Here is a 23,402-nt window from a genome sequence, read left to right as displayed (position 1 = left end):
GGCCGCCCCGGCCGGGGCGGGTGCCGGCAGGCGCCGGCGACGTCGGCGGGGAGCGCGGTGGAGTGCGGTGGCGCTGCCGCGAGCGGGCCCGCGGGAGCAGGAGGTGCCCCGGCGCCCCGTCGGGCGGCGGGCACACCCGCGCGTGGGGCACAGTGGAGGGGGTCGCGACGGCGAGGCCGGGTGCGACGGGACGGGGCGCGGTGCCACCGAACCCCCAGGAGGAGACGAGGCCACGTGACGACCACGAGCGCACCCGCCGGGAACCACTCCGGGGACCCGCTGGCGGTGCCGCCCGACGACCTGCCCGCCGCGCTGGAGGAGCTGGCCGCCACGGCCGACCGCCTCGCCCGCACCGTCGACCGCGTCGTCCAGGGCAAGGACGAGACGGTGCGCCTGGCGCTGACCGTCCTCTTCGGCGGGGGGCACCTGCTCGTGGAGGACGTGCCGGGCGTCGGCAAGACCATGCTGGCCAAGGCCCTCGCCCGCTCCGTCGACGGCACGGTGCGCCGCATCCAGTTCACCCCGGACCTGCTGCCCAGCGACGTCACCGGTTCCAGCGTCTGGAACCAGGAGCGCGGCGCCTTCGAGTTCCGTCCCGGGGCGGTCTTCGCCAACGTGGTGATCGGCGACGAGATCAACCGCGCCTCCCCCAAGACCCAGTCCGCCCTGCTGGAGTGCATGGAGGAGGGTCAGGTCACCGTGGACGGCACGACCTGGCCCCTCGAGCGCCCGTTCGTCGTCTTCGCCACGCAGAACCCGGTGGAGATGGACGGCACCTACCCGCTGCCGGAGGCCCAGCGGGACCGCTTCACGGCGCGCGTGTCCATGGGGTACCCCTCGGCGGCGGCGGAGCTGCGGATGCTCACCGAGCACGGCGGCGCCGAGCCGCTGGACGAGCTGACCCCGGTGGTGGGCGTGCAGGACGTGCGCCGGCTGGCCACGGCGGTGCGCGGCGTGCACGCCGCCGAGGCGCTCAAGCAGTACGTCGTGGACCTGGTCCGCCGCACCCGCACCCACCCCGACCTGCGGCTGGGCGCCTCCCCCCGCGCCGCGCTGCACCTGCTGCGCACCGCCCGCGCGCGAGCGGCCCTGGACGGGCGCGACCACGTGCTGCCGGACGACGTCCAGGCCCTCGCGGTGCCGGTCGTGGCGCACCGGCTGGTGCTGACGGCCGACGCCCAGCTCGCCGGGCGCGAGGCGACCGACGTGGTCGCCGACGTGCTCCGCACGACCGCGCTGCCCTCCCCGCGGTGAACGTCCGGCGGCACCCGACCGGGTCCCGGCCCGACCCGAGCGGCACCGGCGGCCCGGCTCGGGCCGACCTGCGCCCCACGGCCCGGGGGTGGGCCCTGCTGACCACCGGCCTGCTGGCCCTGGGCACCGCCCCGGCGCTCGGGCAACGCGACCTGCTGCGGGTGGGCGTGCTGCTGACCGCCCTGGCCGTGCTCGCAGCGGTCGTGGCCCTCCGGTCCAGCAGGACCCTCGACCTCGTCTCGAGGTCCGGGTCCGGGCTGGTGGAGCCGGGCACCGCCACCACCGTGCGCCTGACGGTGCGCGGGCGGGGGCGGGCACCGGGACGGGTGGTGCTGGAGGACGCCGTGCCCCTCGCGCTGGGCGGGACGGCCCGGGTGGCGGTGCCCCGGCTGGCCGAGGGCGAGACCCTCGACCTCGAGCACAGGGTGAGGTCGGACGTGCGCGGCAGCTACCGGCTCGGGCCGGCCACCGTCCGGGCGCGCGATCCCTTCGGCCTCGTGGTCGTCTCCCGCACCACGGGCGCCACGGCCACCCTGGACGTGCTGCCCCGCGTGCACCGCCTGGCGGCCTCGCCCCTCGGCGACGCGGGGGGCTCGCGCGGCCCCTCCGTGGGGTCGGCAGCCGCGAGCGCCCCCGACGACGCCTCGATCCGCGCCTACCGCGTCGGCGACGACCTGCGCCGGGTGCACTGGCGCTCCACCGCCCGCCGCGGTGAGGTCATGGTTCGCTCCGACGAGCACCCCGGCCACCCCGACGCCGTCCTGCTGCTGGACGACCGGGCCGGCGCCCACCGCGGCCACGGCGCCGCCTCCTCGCTGGAGTGGGCCGTCAGCGCCGCCGCCTCGGTCGCCGTGCACCTGCAGGGTCGTGGGCACCGGGTGCGGTTGCTGCACGGCGGCAGGTTCGAGCAGGTGCACGGCGGCGACGAGAGCTCGGCGGTGCGCTCGCTGCTGCGGGCGCTGGCCCGGCTGCAGCCCGGCTCCGACGACGGGCTCGCCCGGTCCCTGGCGTCGCTGGGTCGTTCCGAGGGCACGCTGCTCGTGGCCGTCCTCGGCGACGTCGACGAGGCGGACGTGCAGCCGCTGGCCGGGGCCCGCTCCCCCGGCACCCCCGCCCTGGCCCTGCTGCAGCGCACCCGGCTGTGGGCCGGTGCGCACCCGGGCGCCGGGGACGACGCCCCCGCGGAGGCGGCCGACGCGGCGCTGCACCGCGCCCAGCTGGTGCTGTCCCGGGCCGGCTGGCGCACCGCCGTGGCCGCCCCCGCCACGAACGTGCCGCAGGCGTGGGCGCGCGCTGCCCGCGCTGCTGCCGCGGCACCCGCCGGCGCCGCCGGATCGGGGGTGGGGGCGTGACCCGCACCGCCCGCACCGCCTGCTGGGCAGGCGTCGCCTCCGCGGCGGCCGTGCTGTCCCTGCGCCCCCTGGTCGTGTCCTCCGGCTGGGTCGTGGGCGCCCTCGGAGCGGTCCTCGCGGTGACCGGCACCGGCCTGCTGGTGCGCGCCCTGCTGCACCGCCGCGGCCTCGCCGTGGCGCTGCAGGCGCTCGCCGTGCTGCTCGCGCTGACCGCTCTGTTCGGCGGCGCCACGACGGCCCTGGGCGTGCTGCCCACCGCCGCCACCCCCGCGCGCTTCGCCCAGCTCCTCGGCGACGGGGTGCAGGTCGTGCAGCGCTACAGCGTGCCGGCGGCCGACCTGCGTGGTCTGCGCCTGCTGCTCGTGGGCGGGGCTGGCCTGCTCGCCCTGGCCGTCGACGTCCTGGCCGTGGCGCTGCGGCGCCCGGCGCTGGCGGGCGTCCCCCTGGCGGCGACCCTGGCGGTGCCGGTGTGCCTGGCACCCGGCGGCTCCAGCGCACCGGCGCTGCTGGCGGTGGCCGTGCCCTACCTGGTCCTGCTGGCCACCGGCCGGCCCGACCCCCGCTGGCCCGCACCCGCCCGGCGGCGCGCCCGCGGGCCCGCGGGCACCGCGGCCGGCACCACCGCCTCCGCGCTGGGCGCGGGGGCGCTCGCGCTCGCGCTCGTCGTGCCCGCCGCCGTCCCGGGGCTGGACGAGCGGTCGCTGACCGTCGACACCGGCACGGGCGACACGATCACCGTGATCAACCCCATCCTCAACCTCAAGGCGAGCTTGGGGGCGCGGTCGGACACCACGATCCTCACCTACCAGACGGACCAGGAGGATCCCGCCCCGCTGCGGATCGTGACCGCCGACGTCTTCGACGGCCGGACCTGGGCACCGAGCACCGGCGCGGACATCCCCCGCAGCCAGCGGGTGCAGGACGGGCTGAGCAGGCCGCCGGGCCTGTCGGACGAGGTCCTGGCCCAGTCGGTGGAGCACCGCACGGCCATCTCCGTGCGTGGCCTGGACCAGACCTACCTGCCGCTGCCCTACCCCGCGCTGCGCGTGGACATCGCCGGGGAGTGGCTCTACGAGCAGGCGACCCTGAACGTCGTCGGCGACGGGGAGACCACCCGCGGGCGCGAGTACGTGGTGCAGCACCTCGAGGTGGACCCCGACGAGGGCCGGTTGCGCGGCGCCGGCCAGGCACCGGACGACGTCCGGGAGCGGTACACCGCGCTGCCCGACTCGCTGCCGCAGAGCGTGCGGGACGCCGCCGTCGAGGTGACCACCGGGGCCTCCGGCGACTACGAGCGCGCAGCGGCGCTGCAGCGCTACTTCCGCTCCACCGGCGGCTTCACCTACTCCACGACCGCGCCCAACGACGGCGGCTCGGACGCGGTGGCCGCGTTCCTGCGCGACAAGTCGGGCTTCTGCGTGCAGTTCGCCTCGGCCATGGCCGTCATGGCCCGCTCCCTGGGGATCCCCGCACGCGTGGCGATCGGCTTCCTGCCCGGGGAGGAGTCCACGGCCGGGCGCTGGCGGATCAGCGCCCAGGACGCCCACGCCTGGCCGGAGCTCTACTTCGAGGGCGTCGGCTGGGTGCGCTTCGAGCCCACCCCGGCCACCCGCACCGGTCAGTCGCCGCCCTACTCGGTGCCCCGCGTGCAGGTCGCGGCACCGGTGCCGAGCGCCGCGGCACCGGCCGCGCCCGGTGCCGCTCCGTCCGCCCCGAGCGCCAGCGCCAGCACCACCACGGCCGGCGCCGCGCCGGGCGCGGCCGGAGGTCCGGTGACCGGCTGGCAGCGCGTAGCCGCCCTGCCGTGGGGGTGGATCGGCGGCGGTGTCCTCCTGCTGCTGGCCCTGCTGGCCCCGGGGGTCACCGCGACGGCCCTGACGCGGCGGCGCTGGGCCGGCGCCCACGACGGCCCCTCCTCCGCCGAGGCCGCGTGGGCCGACCTGGCGGACCGGCTCGGCGACCTGGGCGTGCGGTGGCCACCCTCCGCCACGCCGCGCCGGTGCGCGGCGATCGTGGAGGCCGCCGCACCGCTGCCTGCCGGGGCCGCCGAGCAGCTCACCGCGCTGCGGCGCGCGGTGGAGAGCGCCCGCTTCGCCCCGGGCGGCACGGACGCTGCGCCCGGTCCCGTCCCGGCCGCCCGCCCGGGCGGCGGGGCCGCGCTCCTGGACCGCCCGGTCAGCGCGGGCACGCGCGGCCGGCGCGTCGTGCGGGCCCAGGTGGACGAGGTGGTGGCCGCCGTGGCGCGGAGCCGGCCGCGGCCGGTGCGCTGGCGCGCCCGGTGGTTCCCCGGGGCGGGGCTGCGGGCCGCGCTGGACTGGTGGGAGCGGGACTGATCGGTGCCCGCGACTCGGCACCGCCGGGCCGCGGGTGGGACGCCGCGGGTGGGACGCGGACGGGCCCGCACGCCGCGAGGCGTGCGGGCCCGTGCGTCGGTGCCTGCCGGTCGACCGCTCAGGAGGCCGGGACGATCACCACTGACCGCCGCCGCGACGGCGGTCCCACCGGTGCTCCATGCGTTCCATGAAGGACCCGCTGCGACGGGTCCGGCCGGGCCGGGGTGGCCGGGGCCCGGCCGCGTCGGGCTGCCCGTCGGCACGTGGCCCCGTCCCCCGCGCCGGCGAGAAGGCCCAGATCGCCCCGGCGAGCATGACGATGAAGCCGCCCGCCCCCAGCCAGATCTGGCTCGTGCTGGCCCCGACGACGAGGAGCACGAGACCCACCACGACGGCTGCGATGCCGAGGACGAGGCGCCGGCGGGCGGCGCGACCGTGACGGGAACCCCGCATGGCGTTGGCGAACTTGGGATCGTCCGCGGACAGCGCACGTTCCATCTGCTCGAGCAGACGCTGCTCATGTTCCGAGAGCGGCACCTGTACCTCCTGGCGTGCGCACGATGTGTGTCAAGGATAGGTCCCGCGAGCGGGAGGCGAAACTCGGACTAGCACACGGCCCACCACCCCGGGCCGCCGGGGAGCGCGTCGGGAGGGCTCCAGTCCTCCACCGTCCCAACGACGGAGCCCCCGGCAGGAGTTCCTGCGGCCGGGAACCAGTCGGGGGACGTCTCCAGCAACGTGGCGGGTCTCACACTGCCCGCCCCGAAGCGGAGCCCCGCCCGGTCGACCGCGCCGTCCACCTCCCGCCACCCGGGGGTCCGCTCCCCCAGGAGCAGCTGCCGCGGCTGCAGGGCCGAGGGGGCCAGGTCCTCCAGGCGCACCGCCGCACCGCGCAGGCGCGCCCGCTGCAGGCCCAGCCCGTCGAGCAGGGCGCTGGCGGCGGCGAGCACGGCGCGGGTGGCGTCGGTGCGCTCGGGCAGGGTCCGCGAGCGCACCAGGCCGGTGCCGTCCGCGAAGCGGACCTCCAGCACGACGGTCCGCCCGGCGACACCCGTCGCACGGGCCCGCGCCGCCACCCGCACCGCCAGGCGCAGCAGTTCCCGGTGCACCAGGGCGGGGTCGTCGACGTCCCGGGCGAACCCCGCCCGGGCGGTCACCGCCCGCCGGGACGCCGGAGCGGTCACGGGGCGATCGTCGCGTCCCCACGCCGCCTCGTGCAGCCACCGGCCGGTGACCTGCCCCAGGGCCCGGGTCAGGGTGGCGGCCGGTGCGTGCGCGACGTCCGCCACCGTGCGCAGGCCCAGGTGCTCCAGCAGCCGCGCGGTGCGCCGGCCCACCCCCGGCATGTCCGCGGCGGGCAGCGGGTGCAGGAAGGCGACCACCCGGGCGGCGGGGACCACGAGCAGGCCGTCGGGGGCGGCCGCCGCGGCCGCCAGCCCGGCGACCAGCCGGGTGCCCGCGACCCCCACCGAGCAGGTCAGTCCCTGCTCGTCGGCCACCCGGTCGCGCACCCGGCGCGCCAGGACCACCGGCCCGCCGTGCCGCGCGGTGCCCGAGGCGTCGAGCAGGGCCGTGCCGGTGCCGAGCGGCTCGACGACCGGGACGAGGGAGCGCAGCAGCTCCAGCACGCCCGCCCAGGTGCGCTCGACCTGCACCGGCCGGCCGGTCAGGACGGTCAGCGGCGGGCACAGCCGGCGCGCACGGCTCAGCGCCACGCCCGGGTGGACGCCGCAGCGGCGCGCCGGCGCCGTCGCAGAGACCACCACCCCCCGACCGCCGGTCACGGCCACGGCGGTGCCGACCAGCTCCGGCCGCCGCAGCAGCTCCACCTGGACGGGCATCTCGCCCACCGCGACGTGCAGCACGGTGCAGGCGTCCTCGCCGGTGGCGGCGAGCCGGGCCGCGTTCACCGTGGGCACCGGGCCGGCGGCCGCCCGGCGGCCCGGTCAGCGGACGGCGTGCAGGTGCAGGTGCCCGGCCAGGGCCAGCAGCTCCGGCGAGCGCGCCGCACGGGCCTCCAGCTCGCGCAGCAGGGCGGCCTCCGCCTCGGACTCCGCGCAGGCGGCGGGCACGAGGTCGCTGAACGTCCGGGTGCCCTCCACCTCGGTGACGGTGAAACCGGCCGCCTCGGCCAGCTCCACCGCCTCGGCGCGGTCGAAGCGGCGGCGCAGCGGGTCGCTGCCGCTCCAGCGGTGCCCCGGGTCGGACAGCGCGTGCAGGGCCTGGGGCAGCTGCCCGGCCAGGACGCGGGCCAGCACGGTGGCGGGCCACTGGGTGACGAGCAGGCTGAGGCGGCCGCCGGGACGCAGGACGCCGTGCGCGGCCCGCAGGGCGGCGGAGGGGTCGTCCACCACCTCCAGCACGCCGTGGCACAGCAGCACGTCGGCGCTGCCGGCCGGCAGCAGGCCCGCCAGCTCGGTCGCGTCGCCCTGCACGGAGCGCACCCGGCCGGACAACCCGGACTCGGCGGTGCGCCGCTCCAGCGCCGCCAGGGCGTCCGGCGAGGGGTCCACGACGACGACGTCGTGCCCCAGGGCGGCGACCCGCACGGCGAGGCCGCCGGTACCGCCCCCCAGGTCCACCACCGACCGCGGGCCCGCGGCGCCGTCCGCGCCGGCCAGCAGGCGCTGCACACCGTCCCAGAGGACCGTCGACGTGCGGGGGCGGCCCCGTTCCTTCGCCACGTGTTCCTCCCAGCGCTCGCGGACGTGCCCCACCCTAGACACCGGGCGGTCCCCCGCCGCGGCGCCACCCGCGGCGCGTCGCCGTCCGCCCGCGCCCCCTGCCGCCACCGGTCCACCACCCGCCGGTCCGGCACCCGCCGCATCACCACCCCGGGCTGCCCGGGCTCGCGTGCCACAGCCGGCGCGGACCGTTCGCCCGGGCGGCCGAGCGGGTGGCCCGCACGTCCTCGCCCGGCGGGCGCAGGTCGGCGTACGGGGACTGCCGGAACCCGCTGGGGTGCACCAGCGCGCGCGGCGGCGCACCACCGGGGGCGGCGGGCGTCCGGGCGGCCAGCAGGGCGCGCAGCGCGGCGTCACCGCCCTCGCGCCAGGCGGTGTGCACGGCCGTCAGCTCCCACGCACCGGTGGCGCGCAGCGAGACCCCGCGCGGCCCGGTGCGCCGCAGCACCCCGCGCACCAGCAGCAGCCAGGACGAGAAGACCGTCGCCGCCCACGACTCCTGCGCGTCCTCGAAGAGGGCGGCGTCGGCCGGGCCGGTGGGGTCGTCGACCGTGAGGAAGACGACGCGCCGGCCGGAGCGGACCGGCGGGGTCTGGGTGGCGACCTTCACACCCGCCACGAGCACCTCCGAGCCGCTGCGCCGGCTGCGCAGCTCCCGGGCGGGGGTGGCTCCCAGCACCCGCAGCAGCGGGACGTACGCGCTCAGGACGTGCTCGGCGGCGTCCAGCCCCAGCACCTCCAGCTCTGCGCGAACCCGCTCGGCACCGCTCACCTCGGGCAGGCCGGCGGCGGGCACGTGCTCGGGGACCTCCCCCAGGTCGAGGGCGAGCTGCACCGCACCGGCGGACCCGGGGGCCGGGGCTCCACCGGTGGCACCCGGGGCGGCGGGTGCCACCCGGGGACGGGCGCGGGCCGGGCCGCGGGCCGCGCGCTCCAGCTCGGCGACCTGCAGCAGCAGGTCCCGGCGCGTGGCACGGCCACGGCGCGCGGGCCCGGTGGTGGCGCCGGTGCCGTGCAGGGCGTCCAGCGCGCCGGCGAGGACGAGGCGCTCGGCGAACGGGCGCGAGGGGCGCGCCCGGTGCCACAGGTCCGCCAGCGAGCGGTACGGCTGCCCCGCGACGACGCGGGCGACCTCCTCGGCGGACGCGCCCGCCACGTCCGACAGGGACAGCCGGACGCCGTACCCGGTGCCGTCCGCCACCCCCGGCTCCAGCCCCTCCGGGTCGCGGCGGGCCCAGCGCGCCCCCGGCGGGACGCGCTCGACGCGGTACGTGTCGCCGGAGGCGTTGACGTCCAGGCCCAGGACCTCCACGCCGAGGGTGCGGGCGTCGGCCAGCAGCAACCGCTTGGGGTACATGCCCGGGTCGTGGGTGAGGACGCCGGCCAGGAACGCCGCGGGGTGGTGCGCCTTCAGCCACGCCGACTGCAGGGTCGGCAGCGCGAACGCCGCCGCGTGCGCCTTGCAGAAGCCGAAGGACCCGAAGGCCCGCAGCACCTCCCAGACGCGCTCGACGACCGCCGGCGGGAAGCCCCGCTCCAGGGCGCGGCGGCGGAAGACCGGCTCGAGCTCCCGCTGCCCCTCGCGGGTGCCCAGGGCGCGGCGGTGCTCGTCGGCCAGGGCGAGGTCGCAGCCGGTGGTGACCCGCAGCACCTGCATGACCTGCTCGTGGAAGACCACGACGCCGTGCGTCTCCTCGAGGTGCGGTCGCAGCCGCTCGTCGAGGTGCTCGGCGCTCGCCCACCCCTGCCGGGCCCGCAGGAACGGGGTGACCACGTCGGACTGCACGGGCCCGGGCCGGAACAGCGAGATGTCCACGACGAGGTCGGCGAACGTCTCGGGGGCGAAGCGGCCGACGAGCTCGCGCTGGCCGGGCGACTCGATCTGGAAGCAGCCCAGGGTGCGGGTGGAGCGCACCAGCCGGAACGCGGCCGGGTCGTCCAGCGGGACCTGGGCGCGGTCGTCGAGGTCGACGCGCACGCCGTCCACGCGCTGCACCTCCCGCACGGCGTGGGCCATCGCCGACTGCAGGCGCACCCCCAGCACGTCGAGCTTGAGCAGGCCCAGGTCCTCGGCGTCGTCCTTGTCGAACTGGCTCATCGGGAAGCCGCGCGCGCTGGTCTCCACGGGGGTGCGGCGCAGCAGCCCGGGGCCGGAGAGCACCACCGCGCACGGGTGCAGCGACACCTGCCGGGGCAGGCCGTCCAGCCGCTCGACGAGGTCGAGGAAGACGCTCAGGCGCTCGGCGTCCAGCCCGCTGCCGCGCAGCTCCGGTAGTTCGGCGACGGCGGCGCGGACGTCGCGGGCGCGCACGTGCGGCAGGGCCGTGGCGATGGCGTCGACCTCGGCGGGAGGCAGGCCCAGCGCGGCGCCGACGGCGCGCACGGCGTGCCGGGCGCGGTGGGTGCCGACCATCGACAGGCAGGTGACCCGCTCGCCGCCGAAGCGCTCCAGGACCGCCGCGTAGACGTCCTCGCGCCGGTGGGACTCCACGTCGAGGTCGATGTCGGGCAGCGACGCGCGCCGGGGGTTCAGGAAGCGCTCCACCAGCAGCCCGTGCTCGAGGGGGTCGACGCCGGAGATCCCCAGCAGGTGGTTGACGAGGCTGCCGGCGCCCGAGCCGCGGGCGGCGACGCGCACGCCGAGGTCGCGGACGAGGTCGCACACGTCGGCGACGGTGAGGAAGTAGGCGGCGAACCCGAGCCGGGCGACGGTGCGCAGCTCCTCCTCCAGGCGCCGGTGCACCGCGCGCAGCCGCGCCTCGCCGGCCCCGGGACGGGTGCGGGCGACGCCGGCCTCGCAGCGGGCCCGCAGCACGGCGTCGAGGTCGGTGCCGGCGGGCAGGCGCAGCGCGGCGCGGTCGGGCAGGTGGACGGTGCCGGTGCCGAGGTCGGCGGCGGGGTCGAGGCGGGCGCGCCCGGCCAGGGCCGCGGTGGCGGTGAGCAGCTCGCGGGCGGCGCGGGCACCGTCGCGGCCGCCGGCGGCGGCGTGCGCCACCTCCCGCGCGGTGCGAACCATGCCGGCGCCCTCCACGAGGTGGCCCTGCGCGGTGGCGCGGTCCAGGTGGCGGGCGCTCAGCGGGACCAGGCGGCGCACGGCGTCGAGCAGGTCGGCGGTGACGGCCCCGTCCGGGGTGGCGTGGCGCACGGCCGCGGTGAGCACAGCGGGCACGCCCTCGGCGCGAGCCAGCGCCAGCAGCCGGGCGGCGTGCTGCACGCTGCCGGGCGCGCCGGGTGGAGCGTGGTGGCAGACGACCTCCACGTGCAGGCACCCCTCGGGCAGCGCCGCCCGCCAGCGGCGCAGCACGGCGCGGGCCAGGTCGTCGCGGCGGGCCAGCAGCGCCCGGCCGACCTCGGACCCGGGCCCGAGCAGGACGGCGAGCGCCGCCGCGCCCCCGGGGGCGGTGCCGTGCCGGGCGATCAGCTCGAGGCTGCTGACGGGGCGGCCGCGCCGGCCGGCCAGGTGGGTGGCGCTGACCAGCTCGCACAGGGCACCCCAGCCGTCGCCCGGCCGCACGCCGGCGCCCGCGCCGAGGGCCAGCACGACGGCGCGCGGCAGGCGGGTGTCGACCGCCGCGCCGCCGCGCGCGGGCCCGCGGCGGGGGCGGGGCGCGGCGCAGGGGTCGGCCCAGGCGGGCAGGCCGGCCAGGAGGCCGGTGGGGGCGGTGGCGAGGTCGGTGCCGAGGACGGGCGCGAGCCCGGCCGCGGTGCAGGCGCGCACGAACCGCACGGCGCCGTACAGGCCGTCGCGGTCGGTGAGCGCGAGGGAGGACATGCCGAGCGCGGCGGCACGGGCCACGAGCTCGGCGGGGGACGACACGCCGTGGCGCAGCGAGGAGCTGGAGGCGACGTGCAGGTGGGTGAAGGGGGTGCTGGAGGGGGTGGGCACGGGTCGTCCTCTCGCGGGTGGTGCGCCCGCGGGGAAGGACGGAGCGGCGGTGGTACCGGGGTGGTACCGGGAGCGGTGGTGGTGCGGGGGCTCAGCTGGCCAGGGGGTGCAGCCGGCTGAGGCCGAGGAGGGACTCCACGACGCGGTGGAAGGCCACCGCGTCGTCCAGCAGGGCGTCGGCCGCGGCGGCGTCCACGAGGTCGCCGCGGCCGGCCTCGACGCGCGCGCGCAGCGGCGCGGTGGCGGTGAAGCGGCGCGCCCACTCCGCCAGGTCGGCGTCGAGGCGGGGCAGCATCTCCCAGACGCTGCGCGGCTGGCTGCGCCGCGGAGCGGTGGGCCGGCCGTGCACGGCGACCAGCGCCGCGCCGGCCCGCAGGGCGGACAGGTGGGCGTGGACGTAGCGCTCACCGGGGTCGGTGGCGGTGGCCGCGGCGCGCAACTCGGTCTCGCACCGCTCGAGCAGGTCCAGCGCGGCGGTGGTCAGGGGTCGGGGGCGGCCGGCGGTACCCTCGGGGGCACCGCCGGGGGAAGAGGCCCTCGGGGTGGTCATCGCGGTTCACCTCTCCGGTGGCGTCCGGACGTCAGTCGCTGACGCGCAGCAGCCGCCACGCGCCGTCACTCCCCTGAGTACCAGCCGCCTCCGACACGACCGCACCCAGCGAGGCCGCGGTGCCGGCCGGCACGGGGTGCGCCAGGTCGTAGACACCCGTGGTGGCGCGACCGACGGCGGCCTCCACGCGGAACACCTCGCGCTCCAGGTCGCCCAGCGCCAGCACCGGGCGGGTCACCACCGGCGACGCGCCGGGAGCCACTTCCTCGCCGTGCACCGCCGCGACCGCGGGTTGCTCCCACCAGGCGCTGCGCTCGAGCCAGCGCCCCAGCAGGGTGCGCACCAGGTACAGCCTGCCGCGCCAGACGAACTGCACCGGGGCCCCCGGGGAACCCCCCAGGACGCCGCACCGCACGTGCACCTCGTCCGAGAAACGTCGCACCGTCGACTCCCCCTCCGCTCCAGCCGGCACCGCGGGCCTGCCGCGGCGGGCGAGCCGGGGGAAGCGGCTCGTCGCAGCACGCCCGGGGCGCGGCCCGCGGGAGCTTCCCCTCTCCCCGGACCGCGCCGCCGAGCGGCCACGTCGTTCGAACACCGGTTCGAACGCTCCTCGAAGCTACACCACCTCCGACCTCCGGCGTCAACGGAAGACGCGCCGTCCACAGGACACGCTCCCGCCCCGACCTGGGGACCCCCGCCGGGCAGCGGCGCGGGACCGCTCCCGGACGTCCCCCCTCGACGCGACGGGCGGGCCCCGGGCGCCTACCGTGGTGGTGCATGAGGTGGACGACCGCCGGTCGCGCCCCCGCCGCGGGCGACCTCCTCGCCGCGCCCCCGCCCGGCGCACCCCCCGCGGGCCCCCTCGACGCGCCCGACGTCCTCGCCGGTGAGCCCCCCCGCGGGGACGAGCACCCGGCCGTGACCGCCACCGAGCGCGCCCTGGTGGAGCTCGGCGCCACCGGCCGGGTGGTGCACCTGCCCCCCGCGGCGCGCGGACCCGTCGCCGCCCGCCACCTGGGCGTGCCCGTGGCCGCCGTGGCCCGCAGCGCACTGCTGCGCGCTCCGGGCGACCGGCTGGTCCTCGTGCTCACCTCCGGCGCCCACGAGCTGTTCCCGCCGCTGCTCGCCGCGGTGCTGGGCGTGCCGTCCCTGGAGACGGTGACGGAGGCCGAGACGGTGCTCCGCACCGGCTCGGCGCCCGGGGCCACCTCACCGGTGGGGCTGGCGGAGCCGCTGCCCACCTGCGTCGACGTCACCCTGGCCGTGCACCCGGTGGTGTGGGTGCCCGCCGGGCACCCGCTCGCGGTGTTCCCCAGCCGCTACGACGAGCTGCTGCGGCTGGCGGCGGCCCACCCCGTCGAGCTGGGGTGAACGAGGTCGGGTGAACGAGGTCGGGTGAACGAGGTCGGGTGAACGAGGTCGGGTGAACGCGCTCCTGGAGGGCCTGGCGGTGCGCGAGGTGGGCGGTGCCGGCGCCGACGCGCCCCGGGTGCTGCTGGTGCACGGCCTGGGCGGGGCGGCCAGCACGTGGTCGCTGGTGGCGCCCGCCCTGGCGCACGGGTTCCGCCTGCTGCTGGTCGACCTGCCCGGCCACGGGGACAGCCCCCCGCCCGACCCGGCCGAGGGCCCCCACGCCATGCGGGCCGCGGAGCTGGGCCGGCGGCTGCGCCGGGCGGCGGCGCGGCTGAGCGAGGCCGACGGGCGGCCGGTGCACCTGGTGGGGCACTCCCTGGGCGGGTGGGTGTGCCTGGAGGCCGCGGCCGCCGACGGCGCGCGCGACCCCGACGAGCGGCTGGGCACCGGGCGACCGGCACCTGCCGTGGCCGGGGTGGTGGCCCTGGCCCCCGCGGGCCTGTGGGCCGCGCCCCGCCGGCGCCCGCCCCTGCTGCCCACCGGGCAGCGCTTCGCCCGCTGGTACGCGCGCGCCGCGCCCCGGCTGCCGTTCGACCCGCTGCCCACCCGCTGGGGGCGCACCCTGGCCTTCGCGGCCACCAGCGCGGCCCCGCGCGCGCTGCCGGCGGCGCTGGCGCGCGAGGCGGTGCTGTCGGTGGCCTCGGCGGCGGGGTACGCGGCGGCGGACGCGGGCCTGGCCGCCGGCTCGTTCACCCGCGGCGCGGACGTGCGGGCGCCGGTGGCGGTGGTCGCCGGCCGCCGCGACCGGGTGCTGCCACCGGCCTACCTGCGGCGCGAGGTCGCACCCCCCCACGCGCGCTGGCTGGAGTGGGAGCGCTGCGGGCACGTGCCCGCCTGGGACCGCCCGGCCGACGTCGTGGAGCTGGTGCGCCGGCGCGTGCGCGAGGCCGAGCGGGCGGGTGCCGGCGCGGCGGGGCCCCGCGGACCGGCCGGGTGCGCCGGCGCGTAGCGTCGCGCGGGTGCCCGCCCCCGCCGCCCCGCACGTCGAGGGTCCCCCCGCCCTGGTGACCCTCGACGTGTGGGGCGTGGCGCCGCGGGCCGTGCCGGGGGCGCTGGCCCGGATGGCGCTGGACCGCCGCGCACTGGCCCGCACGCCCGGGGCCCGCTTCGCGAAGCTGCTCGGCACCGGTGACGGGCGCACCTTCACGGTGCGCGACGCCGACCCGCTGCGCTGGGCGGTGCTGGTGGCGTGGGACTCGGCCGCGGCCGCCGGCGCCTTCGAGGCGTCCACGACGGTGCGGGCCTGGCAGCGGCTGTCGCTCGAGCGCCTGCGGGTGGGGATGGCGCCGCTGACCAGCCGGGGCCGCTGGGGCGGGCGCGAGCCGTTCGGGGCCGCGGACGCGCGGGCTGCGCGGGCGCACGAGGGGCCGGTGGCGTCGATCACCCGGGCGCGGCTGCGGCCGCTGCGGGCCGCCTCGTTCTGGCGCTCGGTGCCGCCGGTGGCAGGGGAGCTGCACCGGGTGCCGGGGCTGCGGTGCGCGCTGGGCGTCGGGGAGGCGCCGCTGGGGTACCAGGGCACCTTCTCGCTGTGGGAGTCCACGGCGGCGCTGCGGGAGTTCGCCCACCGCCGCCCCGCGCACGTGGACGTGATGGACCGCACCCCCGCGCAGGGCTGGTACGCCGAGGAGCTGTTCGCCCGGTTCGCCGTCCGCTCCGTCACCGGGACGCTGGACGGGCGAACCCCTTGAGCCGTCCGGGTGCCGTCGCGCCCGTGCGCTCCCGGGCGGGCCGCGGCGGGCGCACGGTGGCGGTGTGGACACCTCCCCCGCCGCGCTGCTGACCGCGCTCGCCCGCGGTGCCGGGCGGGCGCTGGTCCTGCTGTGGTGGTGGGGCCCGCGTCCGGAGCAGGTGCCGCCCGGCACGGCGCCGGCGAGCCGCTCGCGCACCTGGCGGACCTACCGCGGGGCGTGGCGCGCGGGCCGGGTGCTGGGGTGGGCCTGGGGGCTGAGCGTCGCGGCGGTGCTCGTCGGGCTGCTCGTCGGGGTGCTCGTCACCGGGGGGTGAGACGGCCCCTCCCCCGCACGCCGGTGTCCGCACCCCTCCCTAGAGTGGCGCGGTGCCCAGCAGACTCGGCCCGGCCCTCGCCGGGGCCCTCACCGGCGCCGCGGTCCTGACGCAGGTGGCCCACCCGCTGCTGCGCGGCGAGGCCCTGCGACGCACCACGATCGGTTCGGTGGGTCTCTTCTGCGCCGCCGCGGTGGCCGACGCCACCCGCCGCGGGGGCCTGCGCGGCGGCGCGACGGCCCTGGCGGTCGCGGGCGGGCTGGGCATGGCGGCGGAGGCGGTGGGCACCCGCACCGGCCGGCCGTTCGGGCGCTACCGCTACGCCGGGACGCTGGGCCCGCAGGTCCTGGACGTCCCCGTGGTGGTGCCGCTGGCGTGGACGATGGTGGCCTGGCCGGCGGTGCAGCTGGGCCGCCGGCTGGCCCCGCGCGGCCGCGGCCACCACGCGGTGGCCGTGGGAGCGGCCGCGTGGACGCTGGCGAGCTGGGACCTCTTCCTGGACCCGCAGATGACGGCTGCCGGCCACTGGAGCTTCGAGTCCCCGCGCCCGCACCTGCCGGGCCTGCCGGGGATCCCGCTGAGCAACTACGCGGGCTGGCTGCTGACCGCCACGGGCATCTGCGCGGCCCTGCACGCCCTGCTGCCCGAGGAGCGGCACGCCCCGGTGCCGCAGGCGGTGCCGGCGTGGCTGCTGGGCTGGACGTGGCTGGGCTCGACGCTGGGCAACGCCGTCTTCTTCCGCCGCCCGGCGGCCGCGGCGTGGGGCGGGGCGGCGATGGGGCTGACGGTGGGCCCGTACCTGCGTTCGCTGCGGCGGCGGGCGTGAGCGGGCGCGGGCCGGTGCGCCGGGCGCTGCGCGCGCTGACGCGGGCAGGGTCGGCCGCTGCGGTGGTGCTGACCGCGCACTCGCTGCTGAACGCGCGCTCGCTGCGCACACCCTCGGTGGAGCCTGCGCCCGTGGACGGCAGGGTCAGCGTGCTGCTGCCGGTGCGTGACGAGGAGGAGCGCGTGGGCGCCTGCCTGGTGGCGCTGCTGGACCAGGTGGGGGTGCCCGACTGCGAGGTCCTCGTGCTGGACGACGCCTCCACCGACCGCACCGCGGAGGTCGTGGCGGCCGTCGGCGGCACCGACCCGCGGGTGCGGCTGCTGCGCGGGGACGGCCCGCCGGACGGCTGGCTGGGCAAGCCGCACGCGTGCGCGACCCTGGCGGCCGCGGCCACCGGTGAGGTGCTGGTGTTCGTCGACGCCGACGTGGTGCTGGCCCCGCACGCGCTGGCCGCCGGGGTGGAGCTGCTGCGCACCGCGGGGCTGGACCTGCTGTGCCCGTACCCGCGCCAGCTGGCGCTCACCTGGAGCGAGCGGCTGGTGCAGCCGCTGCTGCAGTGGTCGTGGCTGACGACCCTGCCGCTGCGGGCGGCGGAGACCTCACCGCGCCCGTCCCTGTCGGCGGCGAACGGGCAGTTCCTCCTGGTGGACGCGGCGGCGTACCGGCGCGCCGGTGGGCACGGCGCGGTGCGCGCGGCCGTGCTGGACGACGTGGGGCTGCTGCGGGCGGTCAAGGCCGCCGGGGGCCGCGGCGGTGTCGCCGACGGCACCGAGCTGGCCACCTGCCGGATGTACGACGGCTGGCCGGCGCTGCGCGAGGGGTACGCGAAGTCGTTGTGGTCGGCGTTCGGGTCCGTCCCGGCCGCCGCCGCGGTGGCCGCCGGGCTGGCCGTGGTCTACGTGCTGCCGCCGCTGGCGGCGCTGGCCGGCTCGCGGGCCGGGGCGGCCGGGTACGTCGCGGCCGTGGTGGGCCGCTACGCCGCGGCCGAGCGCACCGGCGGCCGTTCCCTGCCGGACTCGCTGGGGCACCCGGCGTCGGTGGTGCTGCTGATCGGGCTGCTGGCCGACTCGTGGTGGCGGCACCGCCACGGGGGTCTGTCGTGGAAGGGGCGGGCGCTGCCGTGAGCCGGGTCGTGGTGGTCGGCGCCGGGCTGGCCGGGCTGTCGGCGGCGGCGCGGCTGGCTGCCCTCGGGCACGACGTCGTGGTGTGCGAGCAGGCGGAGCAGGTGGGCGGCAAGCTCGGCCGGTTCAGCCGCGACGGCTTCTCCTTCGACACGGGCCCGTCGCTGCTGACGCTGCCGGCGGTGCAGCGCGACCTCTTCCTGAAGACGGGGGCGCCGATCGAGTCGGTGCTGGACGTGGTGCCGCTGGACCCGGTGGCGCACTACCGCTTCGCGGACGGCACCGAGCTGGACCTGCCCGGCGGCGGGCTGCCGCGGGTGGCCGCGGCGCTGGACGACGCGCTGGGCGCTGGGACAGGCGAGCAGTGGACGCGGTTCCTGCAGCGGGCCGCGGCGGTGTGGGACGTGGCGCGCGGGCCGTTCCTGGAGTCGCCGCTGGAGGGGCCGCGCACGCTGCTGCGCCTGGCGCGCAGCGCCTCGGACGTGCGGACGGTCGCGCCGTGGACGTCGCTGCGCTCGCTGGGGCGGCGCCACCTGCACGACCCGCGGCTGCGGGTGCTGCTGGACCGCTACGCCACCTACTCCGGCTCGCACCCGGCGAAGGCGCCGGCGGCGCTGGCGACGGTGCCGTTCGTGGAGCAGGCGTTCGGCGCCTGGTACGTGCGCGGAGGGCTGCACCGCCTGGCGGTGGCGGTGGCGGAGCGGGCGCGCGAGCGCGGCGTGCGGGTGCGCACCGGTGCAGCGGTGGAGCGGGTGCTGGAGGCCGCGGGGCGGGCCGCCGGGGTGCGCCTGGCCGGTGGCGAGGAGCTGCGCGCCGACGTGGTGGTCTCCGCGGTGGACGCCGCGCACCTGTACCGGGACCTGCTGCCGCGCCCGCGGCTGCGGCCGGACCCGCGCCGGCGCTCCTCCTCGGGGTTCGTGCTGCTGCTGGCCCTGGACGGGCGCACCCCGGGCCTGCGGCACCACACCGTGCTGTTCCCCGACGACTACGACGCCGAGTTCGCCGACCTGGCGGCGGGCCGCCCGGTGGCCGACCCGACCGTCTACGTCAGCGCCCCCGACGACCCGGCGCTGCGGCCCTCGGACGGCACCGAGGCGTGGTTCGTGCTCGTCAACGCCCCCGTGCACGACCCGGGGGCGCGGGCACCCGGCGGCACGGACTGGGCGGACGAGCAGCTGGTGCAGCGGTACACCGAGCGGGTGCTGGCGACGATGGCGCGCCGCGGCCTGGACGTGCGCGGCCGGTTGCGCTGGTGCGAGGTGCGCACCCCCGCGGACCTCGCCCGGCAGACCGGCAGCGACGGAGGCGCCATCTACGGCACCTCCAGCGACGGCGCCCGCTCCGCCTTCCTGCGCCCGGCGAACCGCTCGCCGGTGCCGGGGCTGTTCCTCGTCGGGGGCAGCGCGCACCCCGGGGGCGGGCTGCCGCTGGTGGGTCTGTCGGCGCGCATCGTCGCCGACCTGGTCGGCCCGGCGTGAGCAGCGGCGGGCCGGGGCAGGCGCGTCAGAGGCGGCGGCCCAGCGCCACCGCGACCTGCACGAGCCCGACCGCGCCGAGGGCGGCCCACGCCGCGGCGCCCAGCAGCGCCCACGGCGCCTGCCCGGGGGCGATCGCGGTGGCCGCGGCGCACCCCGCGGCCACGGCGAGGCGCACGGGCCGCTCGGCGACGCTGACCACGCCCACGTCGTCCACGCCCAGACCCTGAGCGCGGGCGCGCACGTACTCCTGCAGCTGCGCCAGGCCACCGGCGAGCGCCGCCAGCCAGGTGGGGGCGCCGCAGCCGAGCAGCACCAGGGCGCAGGCGGCGTCGCCGACGCGGTCGCAGCAGGCGTCCAGCAGGGCGCCGCGGTCGCTGGTGCGCTGCCGCAGCACCGCGACCGCGCCGTCGAGGTTGTCCAGCACCCCGCCGGCTGCGACGAGGACGGCGACGGCCACCGCGGGCGTCCCTCCGGGCCCGGCGGCCAGCGCCAGCCAGGCGGCCGCGGCGGCCAGCGCGGTGCCCGCCAGCGTCACCGCCGCCGGCGGCACCCGCGCCCCGGCGAGCGGGCGGGCGAGGACGTGCACACCGCTCAACCAGGCCCGCACGAGGCCGGTGGCGGCGGCGCCGCCGTGCAGCTGCGACCACCGGCGCAGGTACTCCTCGCGACCGGGCACGCGGCAGCCGCGTGTTTGAGGATCGCGCTGGGTGGGCACGCACTCCACGGTAGGGCGGTCACCGCGGGGTCCGATTCACGCGGGTGCGGTTCGTGCGGGTGCGGTCGCCGCGTGCTGCCCCCCTGCCTAGAGTGCCCCTGTGCCGCCGCCCCCCACCGCGTCCCCGACGGTCCCCGACCCCGCCCGCCGGGCCGCCGCGCTCGGCGTGCGCGAGCACGTCGAGCGGGTCCTGACCGGCTTCCTCGACGACCAGCGCCACGTTCTCGGCGAGCTGGGCGAGGACTGCGAGCCGCTGCTGGAGGCGGTCTCGACGCTGCTGGCCGGCGGCAAGCGGCTGCGCCCGGCGTTCTGCTACTGGGGTTTCCGCGGTGCCGACGGTGGCGTGCCGGACGCGGCGGAGGAGGGGATCGTCACGGCCGCGGCGGCGCTGGAGCTGTTCCAGGCGGCGGCGCTGCTGCACGACGACGTGATGGACGACTCCGACACCCGCCGCGGCAAGCCGGCCGCGCACCGCTGGTTCGCGGGCCTGCACGCGGACGCGGGCTGGTCCGGGAGCGCCGAGCGCTTCGGGCTGTCCGGGGCGGTGCTCGCCGGTGACCTGTGCCTGGCCTGGAGCGACGAGCTGTACCAGCGCGCACCGCTGGAGGACGACGCCCTGCGCCGCGGACGGCGGGTGTTCGAGACGATGCGCACCCAGCTGATGGGCGGGCAGTACCTGGACATGCTGGAGCAGGCGTCCTCGGCGCGGCTCGGCCCGGCGGGGGCGGTGGACCGGGCCCGCCGGGTGGTGCGGTTCAAGAGCGCGAAGTACTCGGTGGAGCACCCGCTGCTGCTGGGCGCGACGCTGGCGGGGGCGCCGCAGCCGCTGCTGGCGGACCTGTCCCGCTTCGGCCTGGCACTGGGTGAGGCGTTCCAGCTGCGCGACGACGTGCTCGGCGTGTTCGGCGACCCGGGCGAGACGGGCAAGCCCGCGGGGGACGACCTGCGCGAGGGCAAGCGCACCGTCCTGGTGGCGCTGGCCGTGCAGGCCGCCTCCCCCGAGCAGGCGGCCGTGGTGGCCCAGCACCTGGGCGACCCGGCGCTGGACGAGGACGGCGTGGCGGCGCTGCGCCGGGTGCTGGTGGACACCGGCGCGCTGGACGGGGTGGAGCGGATCATCGACGAGCAGGTGGACGTGGCGTGCAGCACGCTGGACGCCGCGCCGCTGGCGGAGCCGGCGCGCGCGGCGCTGCACGAGCTGGTCGTCGCCGCCACGAGCAGGAGGTCCTGATGGCCTCCCTGACGCGGGCGCTGGACTGGCTGCCGGGGCGCACCCGGCGCGTGGAGGGCCGCACGGACGAGGTCGTCGTCGTGGGTGCGGGCCTGGCCGGCCTGTCGGCGGCGATGCGGCTGGCCGCGGCCGGCCGCAGCGTGACCGTGCTGGAGCGCGAGGACGTCCCCGGCGGCCGCGCCGGGCTGTCGGTGAAGGACGTCGCGGACGGGCAGTACCGCTTCGACACGGGCCCGTCGGTGCTGACGATGCCGGACCTCATCGCCGACTGCTTCGACGCCCTGGGCGAGGAGGTGGGCGACTGGCTGGACCTGCGGCCGGTGGACCCGCTGTACCGGGGCACGTTCGCCGACGGCTCGCGGCTGGAGGTCTCCGCCGAGGTCGAGCGCACCGCGCAGGCGATCGCGGAGCTGTGCGGGGCGGCGGAGGCCGACGGCTACCGGCGCTTCGTCGCGCACGTCGGGGACCTGTACCGCTACGAGATCCGCGACTTCATCGACTCCAACATCGACACCCCGCTCGACCTGCTCAAGCCGAACCTGGTGCGGCTGCTGGCGGCGGGCGGCTTCAAGAAGATGGCCCCCGAGGTCGGCAAGTACCTCAAGGACCCACGCACGCAGCGGATGTTCTCCTTCCAGGCGCTGTACGCGGGGATGTCGCCGTACGACGCGCTGGCGCTGTACTCGGTCATCGCGTACATGGACACCGTGGCGGGGGTGTTCTTCCCGAAGGGCGGCATGCACGCGGTCCCCACAGCGATGGCGGCCGCGGCGGAGAAGCACGGGGTGCGGTTCCACTACGGCACCGAGGTGGCGCGGGTGGAGCGCACCGGCCGGCGCGCCACGGGTGTGATCACCACCGACGGGCGGCGCTTCGCCACGGACGCGGTGGTGCTCAACCCGGACCTGCCGGTGGCGCACCGCGACCTGCTGGGCACCGACCCGTGGCGGGTGCGCCACCTGACGTACTCCCCCTCGTGCTACCTGATGCACGTCGGCTCCAGCGCGGACTACCCGGACCCGGTGCACCACTCCATCCACTTCGGCGCGGCGTGGGAGCAGGTCTTCGAGGAGCTGGTCGACGGCCGGTTGATGAGCGACCCGTCGATCCTCGTCTCGCGCCCGACGGTCTCTGACCCGGGGCTGGCACCGCCCGGCAAGCACGTCTACTACGTGCTCTTCCCCACCCCGTCGCTGGCGGCGGGGTCCTCACCGATCGACTGGGACCGGCTGGCGCCCCGGTACCGCGAGCACGTGGTGCAGGTGCTGGCCGAGCGCGGTTACCCGGGCTTCGACGAGGCCGTGGAGGCCGAGGACGTCATCACCCCGGCCGACTGGCAGCGGCAGGGCATGGCGGCCGGGGCGCCCTTCGCGTCCTCGCACGCCTTCCGCCAGACCGGCCCCTTCCGCCCCGGCAACCTCTGGGGCGAGAACGTGGTGTTCACCGGCTCGGGCACGCAGCCGGGCGTGGGGGTACCGATGGTGCTGGTCTCCGGGCGCCTGGCGGCCGAGCGGGTCACCGGCCCGGACCCGTCCTACCGCTCGCGCGCGTGGCGGTGAGCGGCGCCCGGCGCGTCCGCGCGGCGGGCGGCCTGGGACGATCCGCGCCGTGAGCACCCGCGACCTCGACGCCGCCACCCGCACCGATCCGCAGCTGGCCGACCCGGAGCTGCGGGCGGCGTTCGAGCTGTGCCGGACGCTGCACGCCGAGCACGGCAAGACGTACTACCTGGCGACGCTGCTGCTGCCGCCGGCGAAGCGCCCCTACGTGTGGGCGCTGTACGGCTTCGCCCGCTACGCCGACGAGTTCGTCGACTCCCTCACCGACCCGGACCCGGCTGCGCTGGTGGAGTGGTCGGACGCGTTCCTGGAGGCGCTGGACTCCGAGGGCCCCTCGGACCCGGTGGGGCGGGCGATGGCCGCCACGATGCGCCGCTGGGACATCCCCCGCGAGCACGTCGAGGCGTTCCTGACCTCGATGCGCATGGACATCACCGAGACGGGCTACGCCACCTACGAGGACCTGCGCCGGTACGTGTACGGCTCCGCGGCCGTCATCGGGCTGCAGATGCTCCCCGTGCTGGAGCCGGTCGTCCCCGGCGCCGAGGCGCCCGCCCGGGCGCTGGGCGAGGCGTTCCAGCTGTCCAACTTCATCCGCGACGTGGGTGAGGACCTCGACCGCGGGCGGGTCTACCTGCCGCAGGAGGACCTGGACGCCTTCGGCGTCACCCGCGAGGACCTGCTGGCCGGGCGCCGGGCCGGCACCACCCCGCCCGCGGTGCGCGAGCTGCTGGCCTTCGAGGTCGCCCGCACCCGCGAGCTGTACGCGCAGGCCGAGCCGGGGATCGCGATGGTGCACCCCACCAGCCGCGACTGCCTGCGCACCGCCTACGAGCTGTACGGCGGCATCCTCGGGGCCGTGGAGGCCGCCGGTCACGACGTGCTCGGCCGGCGCGTGCGGGTGGGCCTGCCCCAGCGGCTGGCGGTGGCGCTGCCGGGTCTGGGCCGCGCCCGGCTGGCCCGCCGGCGCGAGGCGCGCTGGCGGGCCGCCTGAGG

The 23,402-nt window shown here is 78.6% G+C and carries 20 protein-coding genes; 13 read left to right on the top strand and 7 right to left on the bottom strand.

Annotation, left to right across the window (positions count from 1 at the left end; genetic code table 11):
• The first annotated feature begins 279 nt into the window (after positions 1 to 279).
• Genes MN205_RS14520 through MN205_RS14510 form a run of 3 tightly spaced genes read left to right on the top strand, consistent with a single transcriptional unit; the run spans position 280 to position 4,939 of the window.
• Positions 280 to 1,254 (top strand): MoxR family ATPase, encoded by a 975-nt coding sequence (locus MN205_RS14520; RefSeq protein WP_255820120.1) that lies wholly within the window; start codon positions 280 to 282, stop codon positions 1,252 to 1,254.
• Positions 1,251 to 2,606 carry a DUF58 domain-containing protein gene (locus MN205_RS21990; protein WP_242128523.1) on the top strand — a complete coding sequence of 452 codons (1,356 nt, stop codon included), beginning with the start codon at positions 1,251 to 1,253 and terminating at the stop codon, positions 2,604 to 2,606. The genes MN205_RS14520 and MN205_RS21990 overlap by 4 nt, the downstream gene beginning before the upstream one ends.
• On the top strand, positions 2,603 to 4,939 hold the full coding sequence (locus MN205_RS14510) for a DUF3488 and transglutaminase-like domain-containing protein (RefSeq protein ID WP_242128521.1): 2,337 nt from the start codon (positions 2,603 to 2,605) through the stop codon (positions 4,937 to 4,939). Before MN205_RS21990 ends, MN205_RS14510 begins: the two co-directional genes overlap by 4 nt.
• 135 nt (positions 4,940 to 5,074) lie before the next feature.
• Here the strand turns inward: MN205_RS14510 and MN205_RS14505 are convergent, their stop codons facing one another.
• The 6 genes from MN205_RS14505 to MN205_RS14480 form a co-directional block, all read right to left on the bottom strand.
• A complete protein-coding gene (locus MN205_RS14505) occupies positions 5,075 to 5,476 on the bottom strand; it encodes a DUF3040 domain-containing protein (RefSeq protein ID WP_242128519.1) in 402 nt (133 codons plus the stop codon).
• Between the two features lie 68 nt (positions 5,477 to 5,544).
• On the bottom strand, positions 5,545 to 6,849 hold the full coding sequence (locus tag MN205_RS14500; protein WP_242128517.1) for a DUF4332 domain-containing protein: 1,305 nt from the start codon (positions 6,847 to 6,849) through the stop codon (positions 5,545 to 5,547).
• 36 nt (positions 6,850 to 6,885) lie between these two features.
• Positions 6,886 to 7,623: a bifunctional 2-polyprenyl-6-hydroxyphenol methylase/3-demethylubiquinol 3-O-methyltransferase UbiG gene (locus MN205_RS14495; RefSeq protein WP_242128515.1), complete on the bottom strand. Its 738-nt coding sequence runs from the start codon at positions 7,621 to 7,623 to the stop codon at positions 6,886 to 6,888.
• Between the two features lie 142 nt (positions 7,624 to 7,765).
• A complete protein-coding gene (locus tag MN205_RS14490; RefSeq protein WP_242128512.1) occupies positions 7,766 to 11,509 on the bottom strand; it encodes a DNA polymerase III subunit alpha in 3,744 nt (1,247 codons plus the stop codon).
• Between the two features lie 91 nt (positions 11,510 to 11,600).
• Complete coding sequence (locus MN205_RS14485) at positions 11,601 to 12,059, bottom strand: SAV_6107 family HEPN domain-containing protein (RefSeq protein WP_242128510.1); 459 nt, start codon at positions 12,057 to 12,059, stop codon at positions 11,601 to 11,603.
• Between the two features lie 31 nt (positions 12,060 to 12,090).
• Positions 12,091 to 12,501, bottom strand: a complete 411-nt coding sequence (locus MN205_RS14480) for a DUF6504 family protein (RefSeq protein ID WP_242128508.1) — start codon at positions 12,499 to 12,501, stop codon at positions 12,091 to 12,093.
• 335 nt (positions 12,502 to 12,836) lie between these two features.
• Here MN205_RS14480 and MN205_RS14475 point away from each other — a divergent pair, with 335 nt between their 5' ends.
• The 7 genes from MN205_RS14475 to MN205_RS14445 all read left to right on the top strand — a co-directional run bounded on the left by MN205_RS14475 (position 12,837) and on the right by MN205_RS14445 (position 18,901).
• Positions 12,837 to 13,430, top strand: a complete 594-nt coding sequence (locus tag MN205_RS14475) for an aminoacyl-tRNA deacylase (RefSeq protein ID WP_242128506.1) — start codon at positions 12,837 to 12,839, stop codon at positions 13,428 to 13,430.
• Positions 13,431 to 13,482: 52 nt separating this feature from the next.
• On the top strand, positions 13,483 to 14,421 hold the full coding sequence (locus MN205_RS14470) for an alpha/beta fold hydrolase (protein WP_242128504.1): 939 nt from the start codon (positions 13,483 to 13,485) through the stop codon (positions 14,419 to 14,421).
• A gap of 10 nt (positions 14,422 to 14,431) precedes the next feature.
• The gene (locus MN205_RS14465; protein ID WP_242128502.1) at positions 14,432 to 15,160 is read left to right on the top strand and encodes a monooxygenase; all 729 of its coding nucleotides are present in this window, start codon (positions 14,432 to 14,434) and stop codon (positions 15,158 to 15,160) included.
• A gap of 64 nt (positions 15,161 to 15,224) precedes the next feature.
• The gene (locus tag MN205_RS14460) at positions 15,225 to 15,476 is read left to right on the top strand and encodes a hypothetical protein (RefSeq protein ID WP_242128500.1); all 252 of its coding nucleotides are present in this window, start codon (positions 15,225 to 15,227) and stop codon (positions 15,474 to 15,476) included.
• A 52-nt stretch (positions 15,477 to 15,528) separates the two neighbouring features.
• Positions 15,529 to 16,302: a carotenoid biosynthesis protein gene (locus MN205_RS14455; protein ID WP_242128498.1), complete on the top strand. Its 774-nt coding sequence runs from the start codon at positions 15,529 to 15,531 to the stop codon at positions 16,300 to 16,302.
• Positions 16,299 to 17,426, top strand: coding sequence for a glycosyltransferase family 2 protein (locus MN205_RS14450; protein WP_242128496.1), 1,128 nt, complete (start codon positions 16,299 to 16,301; stop codon positions 17,424 to 17,426). The genes MN205_RS14455 and MN205_RS14450 overlap by 4 nt, the downstream gene beginning before the upstream one ends.
• Positions 17,423 to 18,901 carry an NAD(P)/FAD-dependent oxidoreductase gene (locus tag MN205_RS14445; protein WP_242128494.1) on the top strand — a complete coding sequence of 493 codons (1,479 nt, stop codon included), beginning with the start codon at positions 17,423 to 17,425 and terminating at the stop codon, positions 18,899 to 18,901. The genes MN205_RS14450 and MN205_RS14445 overlap by 4 nt, the downstream gene beginning before the upstream one ends.
• 25 nt (positions 18,902 to 18,926) lie before the next feature.
• Here the strand turns inward: MN205_RS14445 and MN205_RS14440 are convergent, their stop codons facing one another.
• The gene (locus MN205_RS14440; RefSeq protein ID WP_242128492.1) at positions 18,927 to 19,616 is read right to left on the bottom strand and encodes a CDP-alcohol phosphatidyltransferase family protein; all 690 of its coding nucleotides are present in this window, start codon (positions 19,614 to 19,616) and stop codon (positions 18,927 to 18,929) included.
• A 166-nt stretch (positions 19,617 to 19,782) separates the two neighbouring features.
• Here MN205_RS14440 and MN205_RS14435 point away from each other — a divergent pair, with 166 nt between their 5' ends.
• From MN205_RS14435 to MN205_RS14425, 3 genes are read left to right on the top strand one after another with little or no spacing between them, the layout of a single operon-like run.
• A complete protein-coding gene (locus tag MN205_RS14435; protein ID WP_374115948.1) occupies positions 19,783 to 20,847 on the top strand; it encodes a polyprenyl synthetase family protein in 1,065 nt (354 codons plus the stop codon).
• Complete coding sequence (crtI, locus tag MN205_RS14430; protein WP_242128490.1) at positions 20,847 to 22,406, top strand: phytoene desaturase family protein; 1,560 nt, start codon at positions 20,847 to 20,849, stop codon at positions 22,404 to 22,406. Before MN205_RS14435 ends, crtI begins: the two co-directional genes overlap by 1 nt.
• A gap of 49 nt (positions 22,407 to 22,455) precedes the next feature.
• A complete protein-coding gene (locus MN205_RS14425) occupies positions 22,456 to 23,400 on the top strand; it encodes a phytoene/squalene synthase family protein (RefSeq protein ID WP_242128489.1) in 945 nt (314 codons plus the stop codon).
• Positions 23,401 to 23,402 lie beyond the last annotated feature (2 nt).

The sequence above is a fragment of the Kineococcus sp. TRM81007 genome, from assembly GCF_022669155.1.
Classification (GTDB): Bacteria; Actinomycetota; Actinomycetes; order Actinomycetales; family Kineococcaceae; genus Kineococcus.
The sequence above is the reverse complement of the archived record's forward strand: the minus strand, read 5'-3'. Positions and strand labels throughout refer to the sequence as shown.

Excerpts from the sequence above, each read along its gene's own strand:
- MN205_RS14475 (WP_242128506.1), top strand. The coding sequence starts at position 12,837 with ATGAGGTGGACGACCGCCGGTCGCGCCCCCGCCGCGGGCGACCTCCTC.
- crtI (WP_242128490.1), top strand. The coding sequence starts at position 20,847 with ATGGCCTCCCTGACGCGGGCGCTGGACTGGCTGCCGGGGCGCACCCGG.
- MN205_RS14485 (WP_242128510.1), bottom strand. The coding sequence starts at position 12,059 with ATGACCACCCCGAGGGCCTCTTCCCCCGGCGGTGCCCCCGAGGGTACC.